The 26005-nt window shown below is 66.0% G+C and carries 21 protein-coding genes and 1 pseudogene; 7 read left to right on the top strand and 15 right to left on the bottom strand.

Features of this window, described 5'->3' with window-relative positions; all coding sequences use genetic code 11:
* Positions 1–6: 6 nt before the first annotated feature.
* Together cysT and CYFUS_RS46325 are read right to left on the bottom strand one after the other, a co-directional pair.
* Positions 7–846, bottom strand: a complete 840-nt coding sequence (gene cysT / locus CYFUS_RS46330) for a sulfate ABC transporter permease subunit CysT (RefSeq protein WP_095991059.1) — start codon at positions 844–846, stop codon at positions 7–9.
* A gap of 8 nt (positions 847–854) precedes the next feature.
* Complete coding sequence (locus CYFUS_RS46325; RefSeq protein ID WP_198316369.1) at positions 855–1901, bottom strand: sulfate ABC transporter substrate-binding protein; 1047 nt, start codon at positions 1899–1901, stop codon at positions 855–857.
* A gap of 354 nt (positions 1902–2255) precedes the next feature.
* Here CYFUS_RS46325 and CYFUS_RS46320 point away from each other — a divergent pair, with 354 nt between their 5' ends.
* Positions 2256–3884, top strand: a complete 1629-nt coding sequence (locus tag CYFUS_RS46320) for a serine/threonine-protein kinase (protein WP_095991058.1) — start codon at positions 2256–2258, stop codon at positions 3882–3884.
* A 90-nt stretch (positions 3885–3974) separates the two neighbouring features.
* Here the strand turns inward: CYFUS_RS46320 and CYFUS_RS46315 are convergent, their stop codons facing one another.
* Positions 3975–5633 carry a mechanosensitive ion channel family protein gene (locus CYFUS_RS46315; RefSeq protein WP_095991057.1) on the bottom strand — a complete coding sequence of 553 codons (1659 nt, stop codon included), beginning with the start codon at positions 5631–5633 and terminating at the stop codon, positions 3975–3977.
* Positions 5634–5759: 126 nt separating this feature from the next.
* A pseudogene (locus tag CYFUS_RS54240) lies at positions 5760–5899 on the bottom strand (IS3 family transposase); the annotation flags it as partial.
* 48 nt (positions 5900–5947) lie between these two features.
* On the opposite strand from CYFUS_RS54240, the gene CYFUS_RS46310 reads away from it, so the two are divergent.
* The 4 genes from CYFUS_RS46310 (at position 5948) to CYFUS_RS46295 (ending at position 11620) form a co-directional block, all read left to right on the top strand.
* Positions 5948–7378: a glycoside hydrolase family 43 protein gene (locus CYFUS_RS46310; protein WP_095991056.1), complete on the top strand. Its 1431-nt coding sequence runs from the start codon at positions 5948–5950 to the stop codon at positions 7376–7378.
* Positions 7379–7516: 138 nt separating this feature from the next.
* Entirely contained in the window at positions 7517–9673 is a 2157-nt protein-coding gene (locus CYFUS_RS46305) for a family 43 glycosylhydrolase (RefSeq protein ID WP_095991055.1), read from the top strand.
* A gap of 507 nt (positions 9674–10180) precedes the next feature.
* Positions 10181–10732: a hypothetical protein gene (locus CYFUS_RS46300; RefSeq protein ID WP_095992630.1), complete on the top strand. Its 552-nt coding sequence runs from the start codon at positions 10181–10183 to the stop codon at positions 10730–10732.
* Between the two features lie 87 nt (positions 10733–10819).
* Positions 10820–11620 (top strand): hypothetical protein, encoded by an 801-nt coding sequence (locus tag CYFUS_RS46295; RefSeq protein WP_095991054.1) that lies wholly within the window; start codon positions 10820–10822, stop codon positions 11618–11620.
* Between the two features lie 317 nt (positions 11621–11937).
* Here CYFUS_RS46295 and CYFUS_RS52085 read toward each other — a convergent pair whose 3' ends face one another.
* From CYFUS_RS52085 to CYFUS_RS46255, 8 genes are all read right to left on the bottom strand, one after another.
* A complete protein-coding gene (locus CYFUS_RS52085) occupies positions 11938–12252 on the bottom strand; it encodes a hypothetical protein (protein WP_198316368.1) in 315 nt (104 codons plus the stop codon).
* Positions 12253–12456: 204 nt separating this feature from the next.
* Positions 12457–12666, bottom strand: coding sequence for a DUF1398 family protein (locus CYFUS_RS54750; protein WP_095991053.1), 210 nt, complete (start codon positions 12664–12666; stop codon positions 12457–12459).
* Entirely contained in the window at positions 12626–13414 is a 789-nt protein-coding gene (locus tag CYFUS_RS46280; RefSeq protein ID WP_095991052.1) for an alpha/beta fold hydrolase, read from the bottom strand. The genes CYFUS_RS54750 and CYFUS_RS46280 overlap by 41 nt, the downstream gene beginning before the upstream one ends.
* A 41-nt stretch (positions 13415–13455) precedes the next feature.
* Positions 13456–15090 (bottom strand): IS1182 family transposase, encoded by a 1635-nt coding sequence (locus CYFUS_RS46275; RefSeq protein ID WP_095984660.1) that lies wholly within the window; start codon positions 15088–15090, stop codon positions 13456–13458.
* A gap of 198 nt (positions 15091–15288) precedes the next feature.
* Positions 15289–17763: a PKD domain-containing protein gene (locus CYFUS_RS46270; RefSeq protein WP_095991051.1), complete on the bottom strand. Its 2475-nt coding sequence runs from the start codon at positions 17761–17763 to the stop codon at positions 15289–15291.
* Between the two features lie 111 nt (positions 17764–17874).
* Entirely contained in the window at positions 17875–18900 is a 1026-nt protein-coding gene (locus CYFUS_RS46265; RefSeq protein ID WP_095991050.1) for a ferritin-like domain-containing protein, read from the bottom strand.
* A 212-nt stretch (positions 18901–19112) separates the two neighbouring features.
* Entirely contained in the window at positions 19113–19649 is a 537-nt protein-coding gene (locus CYFUS_RS46260) for a hypothetical protein (protein WP_157759053.1), read from the bottom strand.
* Positions 19646–20557, bottom strand: a complete 912-nt coding sequence (locus CYFUS_RS46255; protein ID WP_157759052.1) for an alpha/beta hydrolase — start codon at positions 20555–20557, stop codon at positions 19646–19648. The genes CYFUS_RS46260 and CYFUS_RS46255 overlap by 4 nt, the downstream gene beginning before the upstream one ends.
* A 585-nt stretch (positions 20558–21142) precedes the next feature.
* Here CYFUS_RS46255 and CYFUS_RS46250 point away from each other — a divergent pair.
* The gene (locus CYFUS_RS46250; RefSeq protein ID WP_095991047.1) at positions 21143–21595 is read left to right on the top strand and encodes a hypothetical protein; all 453 of its coding nucleotides are present in this window, start codon (positions 21143–21145) and stop codon (positions 21593–21595) included.
* 199 nt (positions 21596–21794) lie between these two features.
* Positions 21795–22157, top strand: coding sequence for a hypothetical protein (locus tag CYFUS_RS46245; protein WP_095991046.1), 363 nt, complete (start codon positions 21795–21797; stop codon positions 22155–22157).
* 113 nt (positions 22158–22270) lie between these two features.
* Here CYFUS_RS46245 and CYFUS_RS46240 read toward each other — a convergent pair whose 3' ends face one another.
* Genes CYFUS_RS46240 through CYFUS_RS46230 form a run of 3 tightly spaced genes read right to left on the bottom strand, consistent with a single transcriptional unit; the run spans position 22271 to position 25971 of the window.
* Complete coding sequence (locus CYFUS_RS46240; protein ID WP_198316367.1) at positions 22271–23467, bottom strand: sensor histidine kinase; 1197 nt, start codon at positions 23465–23467, stop codon at positions 22271–22273.
* The gene (locus tag CYFUS_RS46235; RefSeq protein ID WP_095991045.1) at positions 23464–24138 is read right to left on the bottom strand and encodes a response regulator transcription factor; all 675 of its coding nucleotides are present in this window, start codon (positions 24136–24138) and stop codon (positions 23464–23466) included. Before CYFUS_RS46235 ends, CYFUS_RS46240 begins: the two co-directional genes overlap by 4 nt.
* Positions 24139–24180: 42 nt before the next feature.
* Positions 24181–25971, bottom strand: coding sequence for an ABC transporter ATP-binding protein (locus CYFUS_RS46230; protein WP_232537199.1), 1791 nt, complete (start codon positions 25969–25971; stop codon positions 24181–24183).
* Positions 25972–26005 lie beyond the last annotated feature (34 nt).

Here is a 26005-nt window from a genome sequence, read left to right as displayed (position 1 = left end):
CTCCTCCTACTCGGGCCGGGCCTCGAGCCGGCGATGGCTCCAGCGCTGGAGCAGGTTGACGACCAGCAGCAGCGCGAACGACACGAGGAGCATGACCCCGGCGATGGCCGTGGCGCCCGCGTAGTCGTACTGCTCCAGCCGGGTGATGATGAGTAGCGGCGCGATTTCCGTCTTCAAGGGCATGTTGCCGGAAATGAAGACGACCGAGCCGTACTCACCGATGGCCCGGGCGAAGGCGAGCGTGAAGCCGCTGAGCAGCGCGGGGAAGACGGCCGGCAGCAGCACGTGCGTGAACGTCCTCCACGGCGAGGCGCCGAGCGTGGCGGCCGCCTCCTCCACGTCCGCGTCGAGCTCCTCGAGCACGGGCTGCACCGTGCGCACCACGAAGGGCAGGCCGATGAAGGTGAGGGCCACGCCCACGCCCAGCGGGGTGAAGGCCACCTTGATGCCCCAGGCCTCCAGGTAGCGCCCGTACCAGCCGTTGTGCGAGTAGAGCGTGGTGAGCGTGAGCCCGGCCACGGCGGTGGGCAGGGCGAAGGGCAGGTCCACCAGCGCGTCCACGAGCGCGCGGCCCGGGAAGCGGTAGCGCACGAGCACCCACGCCACGAGCAGTCCGAAGACGGTGTTGACGAGCGCGGCGAAGAAGGCCGCGCCGAAGCTCAGCCGGTAGGCGGCGAGCACGCGGGGCGAGGCCACGGTGGCCCAGAACTGCTCCCACGTCAGGCTGAACGTCTTGAGGAAGAGGGCCGACAGCGGAATGAGGACGATGAGGCCCAGGTAGAACCAGCTCAGGCCCAACGTCAGGCCAAAGCCCGGCAGGACGCGGCGGCGCGCGGAGGCTTGCATGGGCGCGCTCACTGGGCCTGGGGTACGTAGAGTTGATCGAACGTGCCGCCGTCCTCGAAGTGTTGCTTCTGCGCCTGCTTCCAGCCGCCCGCCACTTCCTCGAGCGTGAAGAGCTTCACCGGAGCGAGGCTCTTGCCGGCCTTCTGGGCGGCCTGGGCCGAGCGCGGCCGGTAGTGGTGCTTCGCGGCGATCTCCTGTCCCTCCTCGGTGTAGAGGAAGCGCAGGTAGGCCTCGGCCAGGGCGCGCGTGCCCTTGCGGTCCACGTTCTTGTCCACGATCGCCACGGGCGGCTCGGCGAGGATGCTGTCGGTGGGGGTGATGATCTCGAAGCGCTCGGGGCCCACCTCCTGGGTGAGCAGGTAGGCCTCGTTCTCCCAGGCGATCAGCACGTCCCCGAGCCCGCGCTCGGCGAAGGTGGTGGTGGCGCCGCGCGCGCCCGAGTCCAGCACGGGCACGTTCTTGAACAGGGCGGTGATGTACTGACGCGCCTGGGCCTCGTCCCCGCCGGACTTGCGCAGCGCATGACCCCAGGCGGCGAGGTAGTTCCAGCGCGCGCCCCCGGACGTCTTGGGATTGGGGGTGATGACGGACACGCCCGGGCGCACCAGGTCCTCCCAGTCATGGATGCCCTGGGGGTTGCCCTTGCGCACCACGAAGACGATGGTGGACGTGTACGGCGCGCTGTGCTCGGGCAGGCGCGACTGCCAGTCGGCTGGCAACAGCTGCGCCTTGTCGTGCAGCATGTCGATGTCGTACGCGAGCGCGAGCGTCACGACATCCGCGTCCAGCCCATCGATGACGGCGCGCGCCTGCTTGCCCGAGCCGCCATGGGACTGCTTGATGGTGGGCTTCGCCCCCGTCTTCGCCTCCCACTGCCTGGTGAAGGCGGCGTTGATGTCCGCGTACAGCTCGCGCGTGGGATCGTACGAGACGTTGAGCAGGGTGGGGGCGTCGGACGACGCGGCGCCCGGCTTCGAGCAGCCCGTCCAGACGGACAGGGCGGCCAGGAGCACGGTCAGCAGGGACGCGGTGAGGGGCGGATGATGAGTCTTCATGTGGTGGCCTCGGTCGGGTGACCGCGAGTTCCCGGGTGCATTCGAGGCCCGACAAGAGCCATGAAAGTCGAAGGCCCACCGTCCCTCGCGGGCGTGGGCTCTTCCTTGCTCGCCTCCGTCAGCCTCCACGCTGACGGCGGACGAGCGCCCACCGCCGGGACCGACAGCAACAGCAGACTTCCTGACGGGACGGGGTGGACATTGATGGGCCTAACGTGCCCGGCACATGTCCGTTTGTCAAGACGACTCTCCGTTATAGCGGAAGGCGGTGGATGGGGGCCTCTCTCCGTGTGGGCAGGCGGCGCGGCCGGGTGGTTCCGGAGCGCTCCGGGCGGGTCGGCTAGAGTGGACGTCATGCAAGCCGCCGCACCGCGCGCCGCGCGCTCATCCCAGTTGCTGCAGGAGTACCTGGCCCAGGACGTCGTCCCCCGGGAGGTGGCCATCGCCCGCTTCATGCGCGGCATGGTGTCGTTCAGTTGCGTGGCGGCGCTGCTGCTCTCCGGGCCGATCGGCTGGAAGCTGTCGCTGTGCCTCGCGGCGCTGACGGGCGCGTTGAGCCTCTATTACACGCTCATGCTGCGCGCCCTGGAGCAGGGCGGCTTCCACCCGGCGATGCAATGGGTGGACAGTGCCCTCACGGTGTCCATTCCGGCCGTGGTGTTCCTCGCCGACGTGTACTTCAACGGGGCCGTGTACGCGCTCACCACGCCGCCGGCGTATGCCTGGGGCACGCTCATCGTCGTGTGCGCGCTGCGCACCAACCGCAACCTGGCGTACTTCGCCGCGGCGCTCGCGGCGCTGGAGTACCTGCTGCTCTACCTGTTGGTGGCCTGGCCCCGGCTGCCCCCCGACTCGCCGGACACCCTGGAGCTGCCCATGGTGTTCCTGCGCTGCGTGTTCCTCTTCTCCTATGGCCCGCTCACGGCGACGCTCGGCACGCTCATCATGAACAAGGCCGGCGAGGCGCTGCGCGCCATCCGGGAGAAGGACGTGATGGGCAAGTACTTCCTCCACGAGCGGCTGGGCGTGGGCGGAATGGCCGAGGTGTTCCGTGCCACCTACAGCCCCGAGGGCGGCTTCGAGAAGCAGGTGGCCATCAAGCGCGTGTTGCCCGCGTACGCGGACAACGAGGAGTTCCTCGCCCTGTTCCGGCGCGAGGCGGAGCTGGGCTCGCTGCTCAACCACCCCAACATCGTCCAGGTGCTCGACCTGGGCCGGCACCAGGGCACGGTCTTCCTCGCCCTGGAGTACGTGGATGGTCTGCCCTTGAGCACGCTCCTGCAGCGCGTGCGGCGGCTGCCCCCGGCGGCGGTGGCCTACATCGGCGCGGAGATGGCCCTGGCGCTCGCGTACATGCATGGGCGCACGGGCCGCCGTGGCGAACCGCTTGGCCTCGTGCACCGCGACCTCAATCCCCCCAACATCCTCCTGTCGCGCATCGGCGAGGTGAAGCTGTCGGATTTCGGCGTCGCGCGCGCGGCCAAGCAGCTCGCCCTCACCCGGGCCCAGACGGTGCGCGGCAAGGCGGGCTACATGGCACCCGAGCAGGCCCACGGCCTGGCGCTGGATGGCCGCGCGGACCTCTTCGCCCTGGGCCTCACCTTGTACGAGGCCCTCACCGGCCAGCCCGCCCTTCACGGACAGAACGACGCCGAGCTGATGATCGCCTCCACCCAGCAGGACGTGCCTCCGCCCTCGCACCTCGTGCCGGACATCTCGCCCGCCCTGGACGCCATCATCGCGGGCCTGCTGCGCAGGGATCTGGCGCAGCGTACGCGCTCGGCGGAGGTGCTGGGGCGGCAGTTCCTGGCGCTCCCGGGCGCCGAGGCTCCGTATGTCCATGGTCAGCGGCAGTTGATCGACGCCCTGCGCGAGGCCACCACGCAGAACGCCACGCCCGTGCAGCCCCTGCAACTCACGCCCGACCTGGCCCTGACCGAGGCGGCCGAGGCGCTGCCCGCGCCCCATGTGAACCGACGCTGAGGCGCGCTCGGTCCCTGGCGCGTCCATGAAAGAAAACTCCCGAATCGACCATGAGCGCCTTCGGGCAACGGGGGGCGGCGGCCCCCCGTCTCACGCCGCTTCCTGCTTCTCCTGCTTGGGCTGGGGCGGAGCGGCCTCCTCCGGCGAGAGCTCGACGGACTTGGGGTAGGGAATCTCCAGGTGGTTGGCGTTGAAGCTCTCCACCAACAGCAGGTGCAGCATGCGCTTCACCTCGTAGTGGCACCCGGGCGACACCTTCGTCTCGATGCGCACCCGCAGGCAGCTCTCGTCGATGGCCTCGATGCCCATGACCTTGGGCGTCTCGACGGCCTTGCCGGGCAGCAGTTCCGGCAACCGGGCGCTGGCCTCGCCGATGACGTGAAGCGCCTTGCGCAGGTCCGACTCGTACGCGACGTTCATCTCCACCACGGCCAGCGTCCAGCCGCGGCTGTAGTTGATGACGTTCTTGATCTCTCCGTTGCGCATGATGTGCAGGCGCCCGAAGCGATCCCGGATGCGCGTGACGCGGGGGGTGATCTCCTCCACCACGCCCTCGGTGTCGCCGATGCGGATGTAGTCACCGTTGAGGATCTGATCCTCGAACAGCAGGAAGATGCCGTTGATGAGATCCGTCACGATGGTCTGGGAGCCCAGGCCCACCGTGAGGCCCACGATGCCGGCGCCCGCGAGGATGGGCGTGGGATCCACGCCCAGGTCGCTGAGCACCATCATGCAGACGCAGAAGTAGATGGCGTACTTGATGATGCTCTGCAGCAGGTTGACGAACGTCTGGCGGCGGCGCTGCACGTCATCGGCGCCCGAGGTGAAGGAGGCCAGCACCCGGGTGACCATGACGCGGCTGAGCTCGACGAGCACGCTGGCGGCGAAGAACATCGAGACGACGCGGATGAGGATGGGCCCATAGGGCGCGATGGGCTCGAGCGCCTGGAACCTGTGGACGATGAGGGTCGCCACGGAGATGTAGGTGATGGCCTCGAGGCTCTTCTGGCCCACCGGCAGCAGCCGGCGCAGGGCTCCATAATACTCCTCGAGCGGCGTGCCCCGGCTCTTCTCCTCCCAGGAGGCCACCACGCGCTCGGACAGGAAGTAGAGCAGGAACACGAGCGCCCGCGAGCCGGTGACGAGCAGCAGGATGTAGAGCGTGGTGGAGATGAGCCACTCGAGCCCCTCGGGCAGCTCCATGGCCGAGAGCGCCAGGCGCACCACGGTGTAGGCCAGCGCGAGGTTGACGACCGAGGGGAGGATGGGCAGCAACTTCTCCACGTGGATGCGCTGGGCGTCGGGCAGGGGGCGCTCGACGAGCGTCCGCTCGACCCGGGCCACCAGACGCCGGCCGCTGCGCTGCAGCGCGTAGAATCCGATGACCATGAGCACGGCCAGACCCAAGCCGCGGCCCAGCGCCTTGAGCATCTCCGGAGTGATCTCCTGCAGGGTCCGGTCGAACCAGGGCTGCAGATCGGTGCCACTCCAGACCGCGTAGCCGAGCAGGGAGATGCCCAGGAGAACGACCGGAACGGAGAGCAGGGCGGCGAGCACCCGTCCCCGCTTGTAGAGACCCTCGGACAAGGAGGCCAGGGTATGGATACCGCTCGCCCGGAGGCCCTGGTGGAGCAGGAAGCTGGACGTGACGAGCACGCTCCAGATGGCGAGCAGCGAGAACAGCACGGCGGAGCCAACGAGCAAGGCGTTGTTGAGTTCGGAGGTTTCCGCGAAACGGGGAATCAACATTGTCCTGGGACCTGCGTGGGGTTGAGAAAGAGACGGCGGGCCTCACTCTAGCGCCCCACCGCCGCGGATTCACCCGCCCCCCCGGGGCCCCCTTGGGCCGCGGGTCCTGACATGTCAGTATGACAAGTCGCGCTCCATCTGCAGCTGGCGATTCTCCTTACGCAGCCCCACCAGCTCTTCCCGCTCGGCGCCAGTCAGCGCACCAGCCGGCTCCGCACCAGGTCCAGGTCCTTGGCGAGCTGGGGCGGGTTCTTGCTGCCCTCGCGCCTTTCATCCTGTTCTATTCATGTAATTCAGGTATATAGCCATTTCTCATGAAAACCTATAATAAGTGGGCTGCATCCCTCACGCTGGTGGGGGCGACGATGGCGGTGGTGCCGGGCTGTGGAAACGGTGAGGGCGAGGAGGGGACGGTGCAAGAGGCGGTCACCTCCGCCCCCGCGGAGCTCGCGGAGTGTACGACCCGCATCACCTACGGCGACACGTGGATCCACCCGGGCCGCACGAGCATGGTGGACACGGTGGATGGGCCGGTGACGTGGGATGGCACCTGCGTCAACGAGGGCAGCAATTCCTATGCGGTGCTCTCCAATGGCTGGAAGCCGTACTTCACCGGCAAGAACGCGTGCGTGATGGCCTTCGACACGACGTGCGCGGGCGCGTCCGCGTGCACCACGCGCATCACCTACGACGCGTCGTGGATCCACTCCGGCTCGAACCAGTATGACAACGTGGGCGGGCGGGTGTTCTGGGACCGGTCGTGCACCAACCAGAGCCCCAACTCCTACGCGGTGCTCTCCAATGGCTGGAAGCCCTTCTTCACGGGCTCGAACGCGTGCGGCATGTCGTTCATGTACTCGGGCTGTGGCGGCCTCTACCAGAACCCGGTGGTGGACAGCAGCTGTCCGGACCCGGGCGTCCTCCAGGACGGCAACCGGTACATCGCCGCCTGTACGGGCGGAAACTATGCGCTGCGCACCTCGACGGACCTCGTGACGTGGACGTCCGCGGGCTCCATCTTCTCGTCCACGACCAAACCCACGTGGGCCACGGGAGACTTCTGGGCGCCGGAGATCCACAAGGTGGGCTCGCGCTACATCGCCTACTTCACCGCGCGCCACACCAATGGCGCGCTGTCGATCGGCGCCGCCACGGCGACCAACCCCCTCGGCCCCTACACCGACCTGGGCCGCCCGCTCATCAACGACACGAGCATGGGGATGATCGACGCCACGGTCATGAAGGCCAGCAATGGCACGCCCTACCTCGTGTGGAAGGCGGATGGGAACGCGGTGGGCAAGAAGACGCCCATCTACGGCCAGCAGCTCTCGGCGGATGGCCTGTCGCTCGTGGGCAGCCGCGTGCAACTCATCACCAATGACCTGTCGTGGGAGGGCGGCGTCGTCGAGGCACCGTGGGTGGTGACGCGCGACGGCTATTACTACCTCTTCTACAGCGGCAACGCCTACTACAACGGCACGTATGCCATTGGCGTGGCGCGCGCGACGAGCCCCCTGGGCCCCTACACGAAGCTCGGCGCCCCCATTCTCAAGACGGTGCCGGGATGGGAGGGCCCCGGACACGGCTCGGTGGTGACCACGCCCGCGGGTGGCTCGGCCATGGTCTATCACGCGTGGAACCAGGGCCACACGTCGCGCGTGATGCTCGTGGACAACATCATCTGGAGCGGCGGCTGGCCGTCCATGCCCGCGGCTCCCTCGGTGGGCTCGCGTCCCCGCTTCTAATGGGCTTCACCGCCCCGTGGCACCCACGGTGTGGTGCCACGCGGCGGTGTCCGTATCGCCACCCCAACAGGGCGCCTGTCCTTCCCATACGTATACGTTTCGGGCGCCTTCGATGGGCGCTCCTCCAGGAGAACTCTCGTGCTGCTCTCCCCGCCCCCCCAAGCCACCCCATGGAAGGCCGCTGCGCTGCTGCGCGTGATGGTGTGCGGCCTCTTCGTGCTCATCGCGCCGCGTGCCCACGCATCGGGGACGTTCGTCAACCCGCTGAACACCAGCGCGGACCCGTGGATGCAGTACTACAACGGCTCCTACTACCTGGCCACCACCCAGGGGAGTTCGATCAAGATCTGGAAGGCGGCGTCGATCTCGGGCCTGCTGACAGCCACGCCGACGACCGTGTGGACCGGCTGCTGCAACGTCTGGGCATCCGAGTTCCACCTGCTTGACGGCCCGAACGGCCCGCGCTGGTACCTCTACTACACCAAGGACGACGGGACCGACGTCAACCACCGCATGTACGTCTTGGAAAGCAGCGGCACGGATCCGCTGGGCCCCTACACGGACAAGGGCCGGCTCGCGACCGATCCCAACAACCAGTACTACGCCATCGACGGCAGCATCCTGCGCAAGAGCGACGGCTCGCTGTACTTCCTCTGGGCCGGGCACCCGGGGCACCTGCTCTACATCGCGCCGATGAGCAACCCGTGGACCATCAGCGGCGCCCGGGTCAACCTCCCCGCGTCGGGCTTTGGATGCACCGAGGTGCGTGAAGGCCCGGTGGTGCTCCAGCGCAACGGTCGGATCTTCCTGACCTACTCCGCTTGCGACACGGGCAAGCCGGACTACAGGCTTGGCATGCTCACCGCCAACGAGAGCAGCAACGTGATGAACCCCGCCTCCTGGACACAGACGGCCAACCCGGTGTTCCAACGCAACGATGCCAACGGGGCCTTCGGGCCCGGGCACCATGGGTTCTTCAAGTCGCCCGATGGGACCGAGGACTGGATCATCTATCACGCGAAGACCACCACCGAGTTCACGTACAACGGCCGCACGACCCGAGCGCAGCGCATCACCTGGAATGCCGATGGGACGCCGAACTTCGGCAGCCCGGTGTCCCTCGGAGCCACGCTGACCAAACCCTCGGGTGACAACGGGCCCAGCCCCATCACGCTGAACGACAACGCCACCGGCACGGGCCTCCAGCAGTTCGAGTACACCGGGAGCTGGAGCTACGGGCCTTCCTGCGGGGTCGGCTGCTACCAGGGAGATGATCACTACTCCAACACCGCCAACGCCTCCGTGCAGGTGCGCTTCAACGGCACGCGGATCGTCCTTTATGGCGCGAAGGACCCCTCGCACGGCATCGGGGCGGTCTCGATCGATGGGGGGGCGGAGACGCTCGTGGACTTCTACCAGTCACCGCGCCAGGGCCATCAGGTCATGTACGTCAGCCCGGTGCTCAGCGCCGGTCCGCACACGCTCAAGCTCCGCGTCACCGGGACCAAGAATGGCGCCTCCAGTGGCTACTACCTCACGATCGATCGGGTCGACATCAGCGCCAGCGCGACCGATGCCACCCGGTACGAGGCCGAGCACGCGCAGTTGACGAATGCCCGTGTCGCCAGCATCGCGAGCGCGTCGAACGGGCAGAAGGCCGGGTACATCGACTACGCGGACAGCGCGGTGCGCTTCACCGTCAACGTTCCCAAGGCCGGCACGCACGCGGTCACCGTGCGCTATGCCAATGGCTGGGGGGCCAGCAGCCACGATGTCTCGGTCAACGGGGGAGCGCCCTTCAGCGTGAACTATGCCAACGACGGGGTGGATGTCTGGAACTCGCTGACGCTGCAGGTGCCCCTGAACGCGGGGAACAACACGCTCACCTTCACGAAGGGCAGCAACTTCACCGAGCTGGACTACCTCGAACTGCCCCGCTACGAGGCCGAGAACGCGACGATCTTCCACGCCGCGATCGCCTCCCAGGCCAGCGCGTCGAACGGGCAGAAGGCCGGGTACATCGACTACGCGGACAGCTTCGTGGAGTTCCGGGTCAATGTCCCCAGCTCGGGCACCTATACCCTGCGCACGCTCTACAGCAATGGCTGGGGAGCCAGCAGCCACAACATCTCGGTCAATGGCGGCGCTCCCTTCAGCCAGAGCTATGCCAACAACGGCGTCGATGTCTGGACGGCGGCCACCACCACCGTGAACCTCAACGCGGGCACCAACACGATCCGCTTCACGAAGGGGGCCCAGTTCACGGAGCTGGATTACATCGAGATATACAGGTGATGGTCTCCAGTGACCCGGGGTGGTAGGCAGCGCTCATCAGAGGAACGCGGATCTGGAAGCCACTGCCGGCGGCGGTTTTGCTTCCCGCCGCTTCCAGTAGAGGTTGCCCGCCGCTCTGAGCCGAGCCCACTCCTAACGATGAGGCGCGAAGCGCCTTGGGGGACCAAATCGGTTCTTGTCGGACCAGATTTGGACCAAATCTGGAGGCAGAACGGCAGCGTATAAGGCGGACGAGGCCCACGGTCGTCATCGGCATGTCAGCCCCTCACAGTTCCCTCCCCAACCTTACACCGCACCGGGAGGAGCATGTTGGACATGAAAGAGCGTGGAAGCAGGACGAGGGGCACCTTTCGGCTGGCGGGTTTTCTCCTGGTGCTCGTGGCGGCCTTCGGTGCCCAGGCGGAGCCGCCTTCCTCCAAGCTCCCTGGCCGTAAGCTGGACTCCAAGGAGCCTTGGGGTGCTTTTCTTGGCAAGGCCGCACATGAGGTCATTGGCCTGGAGTACCGCGTGCAGCACCCCTCCAACCGCGTCTTTCTCAACACCGTCGACCTCTACAGAATTGTCGAGAAGGGAGAGTTGGGGGACCCCGAGCGTCTTCCGGAACTCGTGAGGCGCTTGCGCCCGGACATCACCGATACCCGCGCCCTCGTGCTGTTCGAACTCAAGCCGGACAATGAGGAGTCGCGCGAGAAAGGGAGAGAAGAGGCGAGGCGCTACCTGGCAGCGCTCAATGAGGTTGTCGAGCCTGACAAGAAGCTCGCGGGGGGCACCGGCTTCGAGGGGTCCCTCTTCCTCGAATTCGAGAAGGGGGGAGTACTCTGGCAGTTGTCCTGGCGCACGCCAGAGCCCGGAGTGACGCTGTACCGTTGGAGCTACCGGCGCAAGAAGCCCGATGCTTCCTGGAAGGAGCGGGCGGCCCAGAAGGCAGAGGAGTTGCCCAGGGAAGAAATAGAACAGCGCGGTGAGTTGGCCGAGCAGGCGCTCCGGGGCGCCTATGAAGGGGGCGAACGGCCCCAGGGCTTCCAGGGCCAAGTCTACCTGCCTGTGGACTGCCGCTGAGCGGGCGGGAGGCGTCTGCCTCCCTCGGAGCGCGCGAAGTGCCTGGCGCTTGAGGGGCGTCCGACTGCTGTGGTAGGGCGAAAAGCCATGACCCCGGAGCAGTCCCCTGTGCTCGAGTTTCCGGCGTGGCTCTACGGCACCACCGCCGCCATTCGCCGCAAGGCGAGAGCCGAGGGACGCTGGTGGGCCCGGGAGTACCTCAAGACCGGTGCCTTTCCCCTGCCCCGGCAGATGCGCCAGGTGTCGTCCGGCGAGTTGCTGGTGATGCACTCGGGGGCCGAATTCGACTTGGGCCGCACACGCTGGTGGATGCACATGTTCGGCGACGTCTTCATGGACTTGAATGAAGGCGTCCCGAAGGAGGAGCGTCAACGCATGAGGGACGCCTTCGAGTCCTTCTGCCTGGGCACCCCTTGGGGCGCCCTCGATTATACCGTGTCTCCGTCCCCGCCGCGGAGCGCGGAGCGCGTGGCGAACCGGCTCGCCTCGGTGCTCCGTTTCTGGGATGTGCTCCAGGGCCCTCGCTACGCGTTCTGGCCCGGTAAGAAGTACACGCTGGAAGAACTCATGGAGGATATCTACCGCAAGACCCTGGAGGCGTGGTGCCCCGGAGGCCCTGCCTCGGTCCGCGAGCACATGGCCATGACGGTGAAGCGCATGGCTCGCGCTACCCGAGAGGACTGCCTGGAGGCCGTGCTCCGGTTGATGCCTGTCCTGGTGGAGGAGGACACCGAATTCAAACACCGCGAGGTGCTCAGGGACACGGACTTCCTGCGCGAGCGCCTCTCCGCGCTTCCCCCGAAGAAGTTCGAGTCGCTCTCCAGCGCCGACAAATACACGGTGACCGTGCAGTTGGCTGCCTGGGACAGGGAGTTGGGGCGGCATTAGTACTACCTGGTCAGACGCGAGAAGGCCCGAGAGGAGGAGCACGGGCGCCGACGCTACGCAGACAGAGAGGGCACATCCCGGGCGGCTATGGCCTACAGAACTCCGTCGAGCTGACCAAAGAGACTCTCGTCGCCCCACACTCGCGCTGGTTCAGCGGAAATACCGTAGGCGACGGGGAAGCCCCCCATCGGGACGACCCATCCACGACCCCGCATACCCTCGAAGTCCAGCGCAAGGTCATACGCGACAGAGTCATCGATCCCAGCGTGCTCTGCGAGCTTTGGAAGAAAGGGAATCCGTGCTGAGACTTCTCTGCGTCAATAGCCGCAGCGGGAAACAAATTCGTGAACGTGATGGCCTCGATCTTCTTGATCGGCACCTTCGGGACCGCAGATACCTGCCGCCACACCTTCGATGCTCTCGCCAGCCGAGCGCTCAAGCCCGATACACTCCTGGGGCTCCGCGCTTCGCTCATTGCCGACGGTGTCGAAGATTGTGCAGTCGCTGAAGTTCCCAATGTCCTGCATGAACTGGACAATCGGTTGAGAAAACTGCTCCTCCAGCTCTCTCCACCAAGAGCCGTCGGCAAGGGGGATTCTCAAGAACGAGCCCGGTTTGTAGATTCGCGGCATCCTTGGTACCCCGTGTAAGCTTGTAGCGTTCGAATCTACGGAATCTTATGAGTGGCGAATAGGGCGGCCAGCAAGGCGGCAAGACGCCCGGGAAAGCATCGTCCTGTTGTGCTTCTACTTCTGGGCGGCCTTCCACTACCTGTTGGCCTCGTTGGGTCTGGCGCGCAAGTAGGCTCCACGCCGAGCTTGCTTCGTGGGGCCGGCTCAAACCTCATCCACGAACAACGGCTCGCCGGATTTGGAATGGAATGTACAAGTCATTCCAACCAGGTCCATGACCCACGTACAAACGCCGGCGGCAGCCAGTTGTCTCCCGAGAGCGTCAATCCACCCCGCGCCGCCCCGCCTGCCTGGTCTCCTTTGGAGGACAGCTTCAGCGCGAGCGCCGTGCGTCGCTCTCGCGCATGAAGGCATCGAGGAGCTGGTTGAACTCGTCGGAGATGCTTTGGGGGAAGTGGTTCTCCGAGGCAATCACCCGCCGCTGGCCCCCGCCCAGGGCGACCGCGGCATCCGCGGCGGCCTCCAGCGCCGGGCTCCACCCTCCCGTCACGACCAGCAGGGGAATGCCCTCGCGGCGCACGGTCTCCATCTGACTCCGCAGCGTTTCCGGCGAGGGGACCTTGAGCTGGAGCAGCGCCCGCCCCACGCGCTCGAGTTCCTCCGGCGAGGCGCCGCTCCCGGTCTCGCGAGGTACCCGCATCAGCCGAAAGAAGCGCCGGGCCCGCGAGGAGGCGGAGAGCGAGGAGAGCATGGTCCACGCGGCCCGCAGGACGAAGCGCCGCACGCGCCAGTCCTTCGGGGCCAGGTTCTGCAGCGCGGGCTCGATGAGCGTCAGGGAACGCACGGCCTGGGGACGCCTCGCGGCGGCGGCCAGGGCGACACACCCTCCGAAGGAGTGGCCCACCAGATGCGCCCCATCCTCCAGCAGGTCGGCGACCCACGCCCCATCCGCCTCGGCATCATCGGGACGGCCGGGCGCCGGACTGCGCCCGTGGCCGGGACGATCCGGAACCACCAGCCTCCACCCCCGCTCGCCCAGACGCTCCTGGACGGCGAAGTGGAGGTCACCCCCCACCGCACTGCCTTGCATGCTTCCATGCACCAGGACGACCCGGGGACCGGACTTGCCCCAACGGGTGATGTGTACCGATGCATCGCTCACGAGGGACTCCTTCTAGAACACCGACCGATTTAAAAACCACATCATCCCACCTGCTGCTGGGACAACTCTAGATGGCGTTGCCATGTCTCCAAATTCTGGATGCTGGCCGCACGTCGTAGATCAAAGACGTTCTTACGCACGCCCCGATAGCGCGCACGACGCCCCTGTCGTCGCGCTATATGGGCTTGTCGATGTTCCACCCCTACTCGCTTCCTGAGTCGCTCTCGCCCAGCAGGTGTCTTCATTAATTTGCGCAACTTGTGCTGGAGCGCTTCATCTTCACTGATTGCCACAGTCCGTCCTTGTCCTATCTGGGCTTGTGTACATTTCTCGCGCAATGGACAAGTCTCACAGTCCTTTGTCGCGAATTCGACTGTCTTTCCCAGTTCGAAGCGCATTGTCTTCCCCTCCGGACACGTGATGGTCCGGCTTCGCATATCTATTTTGAAGTCTGACTTCGCGAACAACTCCCCATTGCGTGCCTTCCACGGCTTGCTCAGCACTTCCCCTCCCTCCTCGAGCACGCTGTCCACGATACTGCTGTTGATATACCCCCGGTCTATGTGTAACTCGTCAATCTTCACTCCTTGCTTCTCCATGTCCTTCTCAAGCGCCGGTGTTGCCTCCGCTTCAGGTCGGTTGGCGGGCGTCACAGCACATGCCAGGATGAGTTCTTCGTCCAGCGCCGTGGCCACATGCTGCTTGAATCCGTTGAAGCGCTTGCTTTTGCTCTTGCGTCCATGACGCATCTCCCCATCTTCTACCGACACTCGTCTCTCTTCCGCCACTTGCTGGCGAACGCGGACACCTCCTCCTTCTGGGTCCGGCTCCAGGTCCTGCTTGCGAATCTGCTCGAGAGTCTGAACGTGTTCCCTCAAAGGCTCCTCTTCCATCTCCTCTGCCAGATTCTTTCTTAGCCAGGACATCATGCTTTCCACTTGCTCGAGCAGGGCTTGCAGCGCTTTCTTTTTCTGCCCCGCTTCGCTCCAGTCCACATCCAATCCCTTCTTGATACTTTTTTCCAACAACAAGGGAATACCCGCCTCTCGGCAGGCCTGCTGCTTGGAACATCCCAGCAGCTTCGCCACGCACATCATCACCTTGCGCGCTGCGTGTCCTACCAGGTTGATGGTGTCCTCTACCCGGCCAGCTCCCTCCAGTGGCTTTGAGTCAATCGCCACTCGCAACAGCGTCTTGAGCTTTCGCTCACCGAACTCTTTCTGTTCCCGCGCCACCTCGACTGTCTTCTCCAGGAGGCGCCGGTCCATTTGGTTTCTCATCAGCCGCTGACGAAACTCATACAACGAGCCCTGGGAGAACGCCGGCTCGCTGTGACCCAACCAGCCCAACACCATCTGCACTCTCAAGTCGAAGACCGTCAGTTCCACCAGGGTGGCATCCGACACTCCCATGTATCCCTGTAAGAGTATTGCCATTGCCATCAGCCCGGGTGCTATAGCCACTTTCCCTGCTCCTGTCTGGCGGTACATGGAGGCCAGTTCCGCCTGAAAAGCCTCATCCATCAGCTTGTGCCGATTCAGACGCAGAAAAGCGAACAGCTTGCCGTTACGGCTCATCCGTTCGACAATCTGTTGCTCTTGCTCGTTCAACTCCCGCGGAGGAGTCCATCGAGCTATCTCTCCGGTCACCTTCGGCGGACTGACGGCTAAGGTCATGTGCCGACCTGATCAAATTCAGCCCCTGTTGTCCACCCCCTCACGTAAATCCCTGATTTTACTAAAAAATCAAATCGGTCGGTGTTCTAGACGGCTGAAGAGGATAGTCGCCCGCGCCGGTGGAGCAGTGCGAGGAACAGCGGCCCGCCGAGCACGGCCGTCACCACGCCCACGGGCAGCTCCTGGCCGGCATGCCCTCTATGGGCGCTGCTGGGCGAGCAGCCACTCATAGAGGTTCGGGGTATGCCACGAGTGGTCCGTCGCGTATGCCCGGCCCCACGCGGCGTGTCCGAGGTTGGGATAGACGGTCACCACCGGTGCGGGCACTGGCGCGGGGGAGCACGCATTCAAACGGTCCACGAACTGGGAGGCCGTCCAGCCCCAGCCATCGGTCGCGCCGTAGAACAACCAGACCTTCACGCCCGCCTGCGCGATGTAGCAGGTGTTCGTGAGGACGGAGCCCAGGTCCGGGGTCCAGATGTCGGGGCCATAGTTGGCGCCATCCGTGGGAGCGATCGCCGCGATGCGCTGGGCGTTGGCCAGGGAGAACTCCACGAAGGCCGTGGTGCCGAAGCCCCCGAGCGACAGACCCGTCACGTACACGCGCTTCGGATCGATGCGGTAGTTGGCCAGTCCGACGTCGAGCATCCGCTCCACCTGGTAGGGGTGCCACCCCGAGGGGCCCGGAGGAATCTGGGGGATGAGCACCACGAACGAATCATTCGCCCCGTTGACGGTGAACTCGAGCTGGTGGCCCGCGTTGATCTTCTCCGGCAGCCCCGTCTCCAGCACCTTCGGCAGTTCCGTCGTGCCGTTGCCCCGCTGGCCATCGCCATGGAGGAAGATGAGCAGGGGCCACTGGCGGTTGGGGTCCGTGTCATAGCCGCGCGGCAGCGACTCGTAGTAGCCCATCGAGCCGTTGTAGAGCTTGGGAACGGTGGTCATCCTGGGCGTGAGCGTCCGGGACGTCGGCGTCGGCGTCGGCGTGGCGTTGCGCCGGTGCTGGAGCAGCCACCGGTAGATGTTGGTGGTCTCCGCCGCGTTGGGGTTCACGACCCCGCCCAGGATCCAGTGGTCGCCGGTGGTCGGGCGCGTGTAGCGGGGCGCCGGGTCCGCCGCGGGCGAGCAGGCGTTGAGCGCGTTCACCGCGTTGTCCGTCGTGCTCACGTTCACCGTGTGGTCATCCACCGCGTGGAACGCCCACACCGGGACGTCCTGGTCCGCCAGGCGGCAGATCTGGGACGCGCCATTCACGCTGTAGATCCGTCCACCGGCGATGGGGGCGACCGCGGCAATCTGGCTGGCGTTCGTATCCGAGCGCTGCGGGAAGGTCCACGTGTGGAACGCGCCCAGCGAGTAGCCCACCAGGTAGATGCGGTCCAGGTCCACGCGGAGGTTGGCCCGGGCCGTGTCGATCATCGCCTGCGTAAAGAAGTCCTGCCAGTCGCCGTAGGACTCGTGCAACTGCGGCTGCAGGACGATGAAGGACTCCGTCACGCCGTTGACGTTGAACTCGAGCGGCGCGGTGTCCCGGATGGGGGTGAGGTTGCCCAGCACGCCAGGCAGCGTCTCCGGGGTGCTGCCCCGCTCGCCGATGCCGTGGTGGAAGATGATGAGCGGCCACTTGCGGTTCGGGTCGGTGTTGTAGCCCCGGGGCAGCGACTCGTAATAGTGGATGACCTTGGCGTTGGCGGTCACGGACTTCCCGGTGAGGGTGCGCTGGATGGGGCTACCAGTGCCGGTGCTCGGCACCACGGACACGCTCACGTCATCGGACGCGCTCGCGCCCTGGGCATCCGTCGCGGTGAGGCGGAAGACGTAGGTGCCCTGCACCAGGTTGCTCGCGATGAGAGGGCTCCAGGGGTTCTGGTAGAGCCGCGCGGTGTTGGGGCCGGAAACCTGGGTCCACTGGAAGGTGGTGGATTGCCCCTCGGGGTCGGAGATCGTCTGTTGGATCGCCACCGTGTTGGAGGGCAGGGGGATGCTCCGGTCCGCGCCGGCGTTCGGCACGGGGGGTTGGTTCACCACGCCACCGTCCTGCTCGATGAGCTCCAGGACGCCCAGGTAGCCGAAGACGGCGCCGGGCTTCATCGTCAGGGTGATGTCCAGCGCGCCGTGGGTGGGCGCCAGTCCGGACAGCTGGGCGTAGCCGTCGATGTTGTTGCGCGCCTGCAACTCCACCGTCTGGGTGCCCACGGTGTACAGCGTGGTCCGGTCCGACGTCTGGTCGTCCGTCATCCGGGAGGCATAGAAGCGCAGCGAGTACGTCCCGTTGATGGCCAGTCCGGAGATGCGCAGCCGGGCCAGCTCGTCGGTCGAGCCCTCGTTGGTCCCGATGAAGAACGTATCCTGGGTGGCCGTCGCCGGGTAGAGCGTGCTCGCGGTGGTGCCAGCGCCGTTGTACGCCCCCACCCAGCCCTGCCAGAACCCATCGGTTATCTGAAGCGACAGCCCCGAGGTGACACCCGTCGAGTCCACCAGCCCCGACAGCTCCGAGCCGGTGTGGCCGAAGTAGATGTTGTTCCATCCAGGGGTGGATGATGGTTCCGCGCCGAAGTCGATGAGGAACCGTCGCTCGGCGGCGACTGCTTCGGGTGCGCCCCATACCTGCAGGAGCAGTGAAGCCGCCGCGAACATGGGAAGGCCGGACTGGGCCCAGCGGGAGACGAACATGATGGAGAACCTCCTTGTTTCACCATCATGCTATCCTGAATTGACTGCTAGTTCCTGTTTTTCTGGTTGCCACCATGGGTGGCGATGGGGCCGTGTCCGGGACTGGGCGGGCTACTGGGATTGGGTTTGGAACTGGGGCACTCCACCCGCGGCCCACACGGACACGATCTGCCCGGGGAGCGACCACATGCTGCCGAGGTCGAGCTCGCCGTTCCCCGCGTAACCCTGCTCCAGCGCGGTCAGGAGGCTCGTGAAGCCGGCGGTGAGTTGCTTCTGCGCGGCCGCGAGCCCACTGCTCCCCGGGGTGGGGTAGGTCTTCAGCGGGCCGTCGAGCTTCAGCATCGCCTGCACCATCCGGAAGCGCGCGAAATGGCTGAACCGATCCTCGACATCATTGGAGTCCTCGGGGCGGAGGTCCGAGTCGATGACCGGTCCCCGGCTGCCCTCTCCCTGCCCGATGATGGCCTGGATCACCGCGTTCGCCTGCTTCCGCGCGGTGTCGCTGTCCTGACTGTCGATGATGCTGCTGAAGCCGGTGTAATCGTCGCCTGGGTATTCCGGGTTGGTGAATTCGCTCTTCTGCCGGTGGTCCGCCTTGGGCTGGTAGAGTTCGCTCCAGCGCTGATTTACCCCCTGCTCGATGGCCTTGTAGAACTGGCCGATGGAATCGTAGGTCTCCTGCGGCCCGTTCGGCGCGCCATCGGTCGCTGGCTCGGGGGTTTCGATGGCGGCCAGGAGGGACATCTGCTCGGGGTTCACCGGTCCGAGCTGCACGGGCTTCTCGACCGCGATCCAGGAGGGGAACTTGTCGTAGCGGGGCGCCCAGTCGCCCGTGAACTTCGGCGTGTGTCCCTTGGGAGCGAACAGCGCATTGAAGAGGTTGCTGGCCAGCTCCAGGTGCAGCATCTCCTGCACGGCGACCGAGTAGATGTTGTTGAAGGCGAGCTGCTCCCGGCTGCGCTTGGGGTTGCTCTTGCCGCGGAGGCTCTTCAACTGGGGCGGATTCTGGGCGTCCGAGCCGGGGACCTGCAAGGAATAGGCGGCCGCCAGGTAGAGGGGGAGGGTCCACAGCTCCAGGTAGACGGCTTTCTGGAGATGGTCGAGAAGGGCGGCGTCGGTCCAGGTGTTGTTTTGCACGAGGCGCTCGGAGGTTGGGGGGACGCTCGGGCGGACAGCAACATTCGCGCCAGGAGCCCGCGAAAGACAGGCTCCAGTCGTTTCAACTCCTTCCGGTGATGCTCCCCCTCCGAGGCCAGGGAAGGCTCGTGTCAATGACATGTCAGTGACACGGATTGACATGTCAGCCAACGCGTCGGGTCAGACTTCTCACCATGCGGGCAATAGTCGTGTTAGATGCGAGGCTTCGGGCCACCGAAGCGGACGCCCAGCTCGAGCCCCACCATCCCCAGCAGGTCTCTGACGTTGGCCTCCCCGATGACTCCCACGTAGAAGCGATCGAAGAGCGTCGCGCCCACTGCGGCCTGAGCGCCCAGACTGAAGCCCTCCCCGAACATCAGGGGCAGCCCGATGCGCGCGTAGACGGGCCCGGCGTCGAGCCGGGCGGCGGGCGTCACCGCGAGCCGGAAGTCCGGAAACCCCCACGCGTCCTTCACGGGCACCATCGCCGACAGACCGAGCTCGGCGGCGAAGAGTCGTGACAGACGGTAGGAGGGAGCGACGTCCACGACGACCCAACCCCCGTCCCGAAGCGTGTGCGTCCTGATGGCGCTCACTCCGCTGAGACCGATGAGCGGCCGGGCGCTGAGCCCCAGCCTGAGAGCGAAGGCGTCCTCGGCTGGAGCGTGGGCCTCCCCTCCCGCTGATTGGGCCAGCACTCGCGGCGCTGCCAACAGCACGAGCATGCAGATGAAGTGGCGCATCGTCATAGCCTCTCCCCGAACCACTTCCAAATGAACTCATCCGACTCGGCCCGGTGGGTGGCATCGATGTCGTGGCCCGCGCCTTCGAGGTACTCGACGTGGACCTCCTGCCCGAGCAATCGAGCCGATACCGCGAAGGCTCGCTGCACCTCGGGGAGGACGAGGGTGTCCGCCGTCCCCTGGAGAATCAGCAGTGGCACCCTGGGCCCGTGCCCCATGTAGGTGAGGTTGCTGACATCAGCGAAGACCTCGGGCGAATCCTTTACCTTCGCTCCATCCGGCAGCGCGAGGAACCGGGTGACGTAGGGTTTGATCCACCAGTCCGTCGTCTCATAGACGGACGCGGGGTCACCGGCGCCGCACATGGACACCACGGCCTTCACCTCGAGGTTCTCGCTGTAGGGGCAATAGTCTGGCTCGAAGCGTGCTTCGTTCCGGGCGTACGCCGACATCATCGCGAGGTGCCCGCCAGCGGACCCGCCGATCACCCCCACTCGGGCCGTATCCACTTTGTACGTGGCGGCATTCGCGGCGAGCCACCGGAGCGCACACCGCACGTCCTGCAGTTGCGCCGGCCAGGGGTGGAGGGCCTTGCCGTGTCCATCATCGAGGTTCGCGAGCCGATAGTTGATGGTCACCCCGATGAAGCCCCGTCGGCTCGCTTCGTGGATTCGATCTCCGAAGTCGTCCAGATCTCCGATGACCCATCCGCCACCATGGATGAAGACGATCGCGGGAAAGGGACCCGGCCCCTCTGGTACTGCGATGTCGAGTGTCAGCGGATGCACCCCACCGGGCTCACTCGGGCTGGGCACCTCCGCGTACGTGACCTCGCCTTCCGCGCCACCTGTGGGCGCACCACATCCCGTGATGGCCAGCAGCAAGGCCGCGGGTAACAACCACCTCGTCTTCATGACTTCCTCCTCGCTATCCACCACGCTTCTCCGGGGACTTGGGTCACCCGGAGGGAGCATAGGAGAACGACGGGAGGAGGGAGCCCCAACATGCCGTCCGCTCGAGAGATCCAGCCGGGGGGCCACCTGGGCCGGCGTGTGCCCCATGGGGCTGCATCGCCTCTCCACTGGCCTGGCGCACAGCCCGCGTGGCACCCCTCATCAGTCCTCCTCTACCCCTCGGCTCCAGCTCTCTCCCTCCACACGGCCCCCATCCCGCCTAGTACGTGGAAGGGCGTGTTCTTGTAGAGCTGGCCGTTGCGCAGCAGCTTGAGCATGGGCCAGCCGTGTCCGCCACGGCGAAGCCACTGTCGCCGAAGTGCCGCGCGAGGTGTCCGGTGAGGGCCACGAGCCCCGAGGATGCGAGTGCGGGCGCTGCGAAGGTGTCAGACGATTTGTACGAGACGGTTCGTCTGACTCGGGCGGGCCCGTGGGAGACCCCTCCCAGGAGAATGGCGTCTCGCCAACGGGACCAAGGGAGCGGAAGCGGACATCCACGGCCTGCTGGCTCCCCGCAGGGTACTGGCGCGCAAGCTGCCCGAGTGGGTGGGCCTGTTCGCCCAGGTGCAGGCGGCTCCAGAGGGCGCCGAACCTCTGCGGGTGGTCATCCGTTACCTGCTGTGGACTGGGGACAAGGCCGTCCACAACGCTACAGGTCAGGTGCTACATTCAGTCCTGGATGAGCAACGCACGGAGGAGTTGATGCGGAGCTATGGCGAGGAACTCATCGAGCAGGGACGCCAGCAGGGCCTGTCGCAGGGGCTGGAGAAGGGGTTGGTGCGAGGCAGGGAAGAGGGTCTGGCACGGGGACGTGCCGAGTCCATCCTGAGGATTCTCGCCCTCCGGGGGATTCACGTGGAGGAAGGAGCCCGGCAGCTCATCCTCGACTGCACGGACCTGAACACGCTCGATAACTGGTTCGACCGGGCCCTCCAGGCCACGACCCTGTCCGAGGTGCTGGACGGCGGGGCCCACGCGTCAGGGCGAAAGGACTCGTGACACGGCCTTCGCTCGCTCAGACGACTCGTGTGGGTAGGCCCCCACCTGACACACCGGGTACCTCCTGGAAGTCGGGCGCGGTCCATGCGAACACCGGCCTTCGGCCTCCAGCACCCATGCGCGACGAGGCGCTCACGGCAGCCGAGGTGCCCACTCTAAAATTGGAAGCTCCTCTTTTCGACGCACGCGGGAGCTTTCGATGACGATTCTTCTTCGAGGTGGGTGGTTCGCGGCTGGGGTGGTGGGCCTGCTGGCGGGGTGTGGTTCGCTGGAGGTCCAGGAAGAAGCAGGGCCCACGGACGCCCTCGCCGAGGCGCTCACCAACACCTGTCAGAATCCCGGGCGCGACTACACGTTCGTGTGCGCCACCGTGTACGTCTACAAGACGGCCACCTCCACCACGCCCATCGACACGATCCCCTGTGGCGGCGCCTACTGGGTCGCGAACCTGGTGGAGTCGTGCCCCTCGAATGGGCGCTTCCTGGCGGACTACCGCAAAGACTTCGATCCCACTCCCGCCCGGGGATGGATCGACCGGACTGTCCTCGCGCCGGCGCCTTGAACGCGCGTTCCCAGGAAGGGTGTCAGACGACTCGTGTGGGCACACTGGGTTACCTGACGGAACCAAACGCAGTGCGCGTCTGGCACTGCCCCTCAACACGGCCCCCATCCCTCCTATACGTACGTCCTCCATCGTGCACTTCGAACCGTGCCGGGTTGCGCTCCCGGCTCCAAGCCCTGCTCCGAAGACGTGTCCGATGAAGCAGGCTCGGGTGCTTTCAGGTAGGGCTCCGCGGAGGGGAGGCGCACCGTGAAGCAGGAGCCTTTGCCCAGACCCTCGCTCAGCGCCTCGATGCGCCCTCCGTGGAGTTCGACGATCTTCCGGGCGATGGCGAGCCCCAGTCCACTCCCACCCGAGGCATCGGTGCGGCTGCGAGCCTTGTCCGCCTTGTAGAACCGATCGAAGACGAAGGGCAGGTCCTCCCGCGAGATGCCAATCCCCGAATCCGTGAGCCGCACGAGGGCCTGTCCGCCCTCGAGCCGCAGCTCGATCCCCATCCTTCCGCCCGCGGGAGTGAACTTGATGGCGTTGTGGACGAGGTTGGTCCAGACCTGATTCAGCATGTCCTCGTCCGCGGTCTGGTACACGGCGTCCAGGTCCGCCTCGATGTCGAGCCCCTTGGCCGTCCACTGAGGCTCGGCGGCCAGGACCACTTCGCGCAGCTGGCTGTCGAGCCGATAGCGCCGCGGGACCGGGGCATGGGCCTTCGAGTCCAGCGAGCTCAGCCTCAGGAGGTTCTCGCTCAGCCGTGAGAGACGCCGGCTCTCGGCCTCGATGGTGGCGAGGTAGTGCTGACGGGTCTCCTCGGACAGCCCGCCTTCTCTCAGGGCCTGTGCGAAGCCTCGGATGGAGGTGAGGGGCGATTGGATCTCGTGGGAGACGTTCGAGATGAACTCCTGACGCATCGCCTCCATGCGCTGGAGGGCCTCGGCCACCTGGTTGATGTTGACGGCCACCTCGAGGACCGGGTTCTTCCGCGTGTCATCGCCCGTCTCATCCACCGGTACGCTGACGGAGAAGTCCCCTCGCGCGATGCGGCTCAGCGCGTCGTTCAACACGGTGAAGATGGTCATCCGCCAGTGGAAGAAGGCCTTTCCGATGAACCTCATGATGAAGCCGAACAGGAAGAGCGAGACCACCAGATCGATGACCTGGCTGACGTAGGGAGAGAGCCGTACACCGAGGGCCGTCAGGGCGGCATCCTTGAGCCAGGACACCAGCGTCCACTCCGCGACCAGCCCTGCCAGCATGGCCAGGGTGACCAGCCCTGCCCCGAGGCGAGGCGTGCGCTTCAGGGCGGGCCACTTCACTGTGCGAGCTCCAGCCGATAGCCCAAGCCGCGGATGGCGGTGATGCGATAGCCGAAGCGCTCCTCGGGAAACCGCTCGCGCAGGCGGTTGACGTGCACGTCCACGGTGCGATCCGTCCCCTCGAAGTCCGGGCCCCAGATGGCCTGGATGAGCTGCTCCCGGCTGAACGTCTTCCCCGGCGAGCTGCCCAGCTTGAAGAGCAACTCGAACTCCTTCATGGGAATGGTGAGGCTCTCCTCGCCAGCCTGGATCAGGTATGTCTTCCGGCTGAGGAAGAGCTTGCCGACCTGCACGCTCTGCGACGCCTCGATGCGGTAGCGCTTGAGCAGCGCCTTGACGCGGGCCGCGAGCTCCGCGGGCTCGAAGGGCTTCACCAGGTAGTCATCGGCCCCGAGCTCGAAGCCCTTGAGCTTCTGCGAAGTCTCCCCCTTCGCCGTGAGCATCAGGATGGGGACGTCTCGCAGACGCTTGAGCTCCTGGCAGAGCTGCCAGCCGTCCATCTTCGGCATCATCACGTCCAGCACGAGCAGGTCCACCTGGGTCCGCTCCAGCAGGCTCAGGGCCTCCCGGCCGTCCGAGGCCTCGACGACGTCGAAGCCCGCGGTCCCGAGGAAGTGTCGGACCACCTCGCGGATGTGGGGGTCGTCATCGACGACCATGATCCTCGCCATGCGCCCTCCTGGGTTCGCATTCTACAGGGAACACTCCGCGAGTCAGGCGCGTGCCTCGCGGCTGTCGTGGGAGCGGAGCTGCTGCTCGGCGAAGCTCCGGTAGAGTTCGTGGCTGTCCACCAACTCCGAGTGGGTGCCGCGCCCCGTCAACCGCCCCTTCTCCACGAAGAGGATGAGGTCCGCATCGATCACCGTGGACAGGCGGTGCGCGATGATCAGCGTCGTCCGGCCTCGCATCAGGTTCTCCAGGGCCAGCTTGACGAAGTGCTCCGAGGTACTGTCCAGGCTGGAGGTGGCCTCGTCGAGCATGAGGATGTCGGGGTTGCGCAGGAACGCCCGGGCGATGGCGATGCGCTGCCGCTGTCCACCGGAGAGCTTCACGCCCCGCTCGCCCACCTCCGTGTCATAGCCGTTGGGCAGGCCCTGGATGAACTCGTCGGCATAGGCCAGGCGAGCGGCCTCGATGAGCTCTTCATCGCTCGGCTCCCGGTCGAGGCCATAGGCGATGTTCTCGCGGATCGTCCCCGCCATGAGCGGGCTCTCCTGGGGGACGTAGCCGATGCGGCGGCGCCACGAGGCCAGGGAGAACTCCCGCAGCGGCTTCGAGCCGATGAGGATGGTCCCGGAGTCCGGCTCATAGAAGCGCTCCAGGAGCGAGAAGAGTGTCGTCTTGCCCGAGCCGCTCGGGCCGACGATGGCCGTCACGGTGCCGGGCTCCAGGCAGAAGCTCAGCTCCCGGCTCACGGGCTCGCCCGGCAGGTAGCTGAAGCTCACCCGGTCGAAGCGGATGGGCAGGCGGGCCGCCTCGAGGTGCACTCCCTCCTCCGGCTTCTCCTCGGGCGTCTCCAGCAGGGTGATGATGCTCTGCGTGGCGCCGCGTGCCTTCTGGAGCTGGACGAAGAAGGCGGTCAGCTGGCCCACGGGGATGATGGCCTGAATCAGGTAGAGGATGAACGCGACCAGGTCTCCCGCCGAGAGCTGCCCGGACGAGACGAGCAGCCCGCCATAGCCGATGACGAGGACGAGCATGCCCATCATCACCAGGCCCATCATCGGCCCGACGAGCGCCTGGACACGGCCCTCCTTGAGGCCGAACTGGAAGAGCCGCTCGACGGTCTCCTGGCCCTTGCGGTACTCGCGGCTCTCGGCGTTGGAGGCCTTCACCAGGCGGATCTCCGACAGCACCTGGGCGAGCAGGGTGGTGAAGCGGGCGTTCTCGTCCATCGTCCCCATGGACACCCGGCGCATGCTGCGAGCCAGGGGCGCGATGACGCCGATGCCCACCGGCAGGGCCACCAGCATGACGAGGGCCATCTTCCAGTTCAGGGAGATGAGCAGGCTGACCGAGCCGACCATGGCGAGGATGCCCGAGACGAAGCTCGAGAGGTTCTCGGTGATGAGCGCCTTGACGACGGCGGTGTCGTTGGCCATGCGGGAGATGAGGTCTCCGGTGCCGTGCGCGTCGAAGTAGCGGATGGGCAGGGCCAGCTGCTTCTTCCAGAGCCGGTCTCGGATGCCGACGACGATCCGCTGGCCCACGAAGGTGAGCAGGTAGAGCGAGATGCCGCTGGTGGCGGCCTGGAGGGTGAAGGCCGCGGCGATCAGCGCCATCTGGCGGTAGTCGAGGGAGGCGAGCGAGAAGCCATCCACCAGGCTCTTGGTGAAGAGCGGAACGAGGAGGCTCACCAGCGTCGAGCCCACGCTCAGCACCAGGGCGGTGATGAGCAGGGGCAGCGATGGCTTCGTCGATGCGATCAGGTTGAAGAAGCTCTTGAAGGACGCGGGGCCGGAGGACGCGGTCCCATCCATTTTCAGGCGGTTGCGTGGGTCCATGGGAAGGACCCTACGCCCCATTTTTAAACGGACG

The organism is Cystobacter fuscus (assembly GCF_002305875.1).
In the GTDB taxonomy this organism is placed as follows: Bacteria; Myxococcota; Myxococcia; order Myxococcales; family Myxococcaceae; genus Cystobacter; species Cystobacter fuscus_A.
The sequence above is the reverse complement of the archived record's forward strand: the minus strand, read 5'-3'. Positions and strand labels throughout refer to the sequence as shown.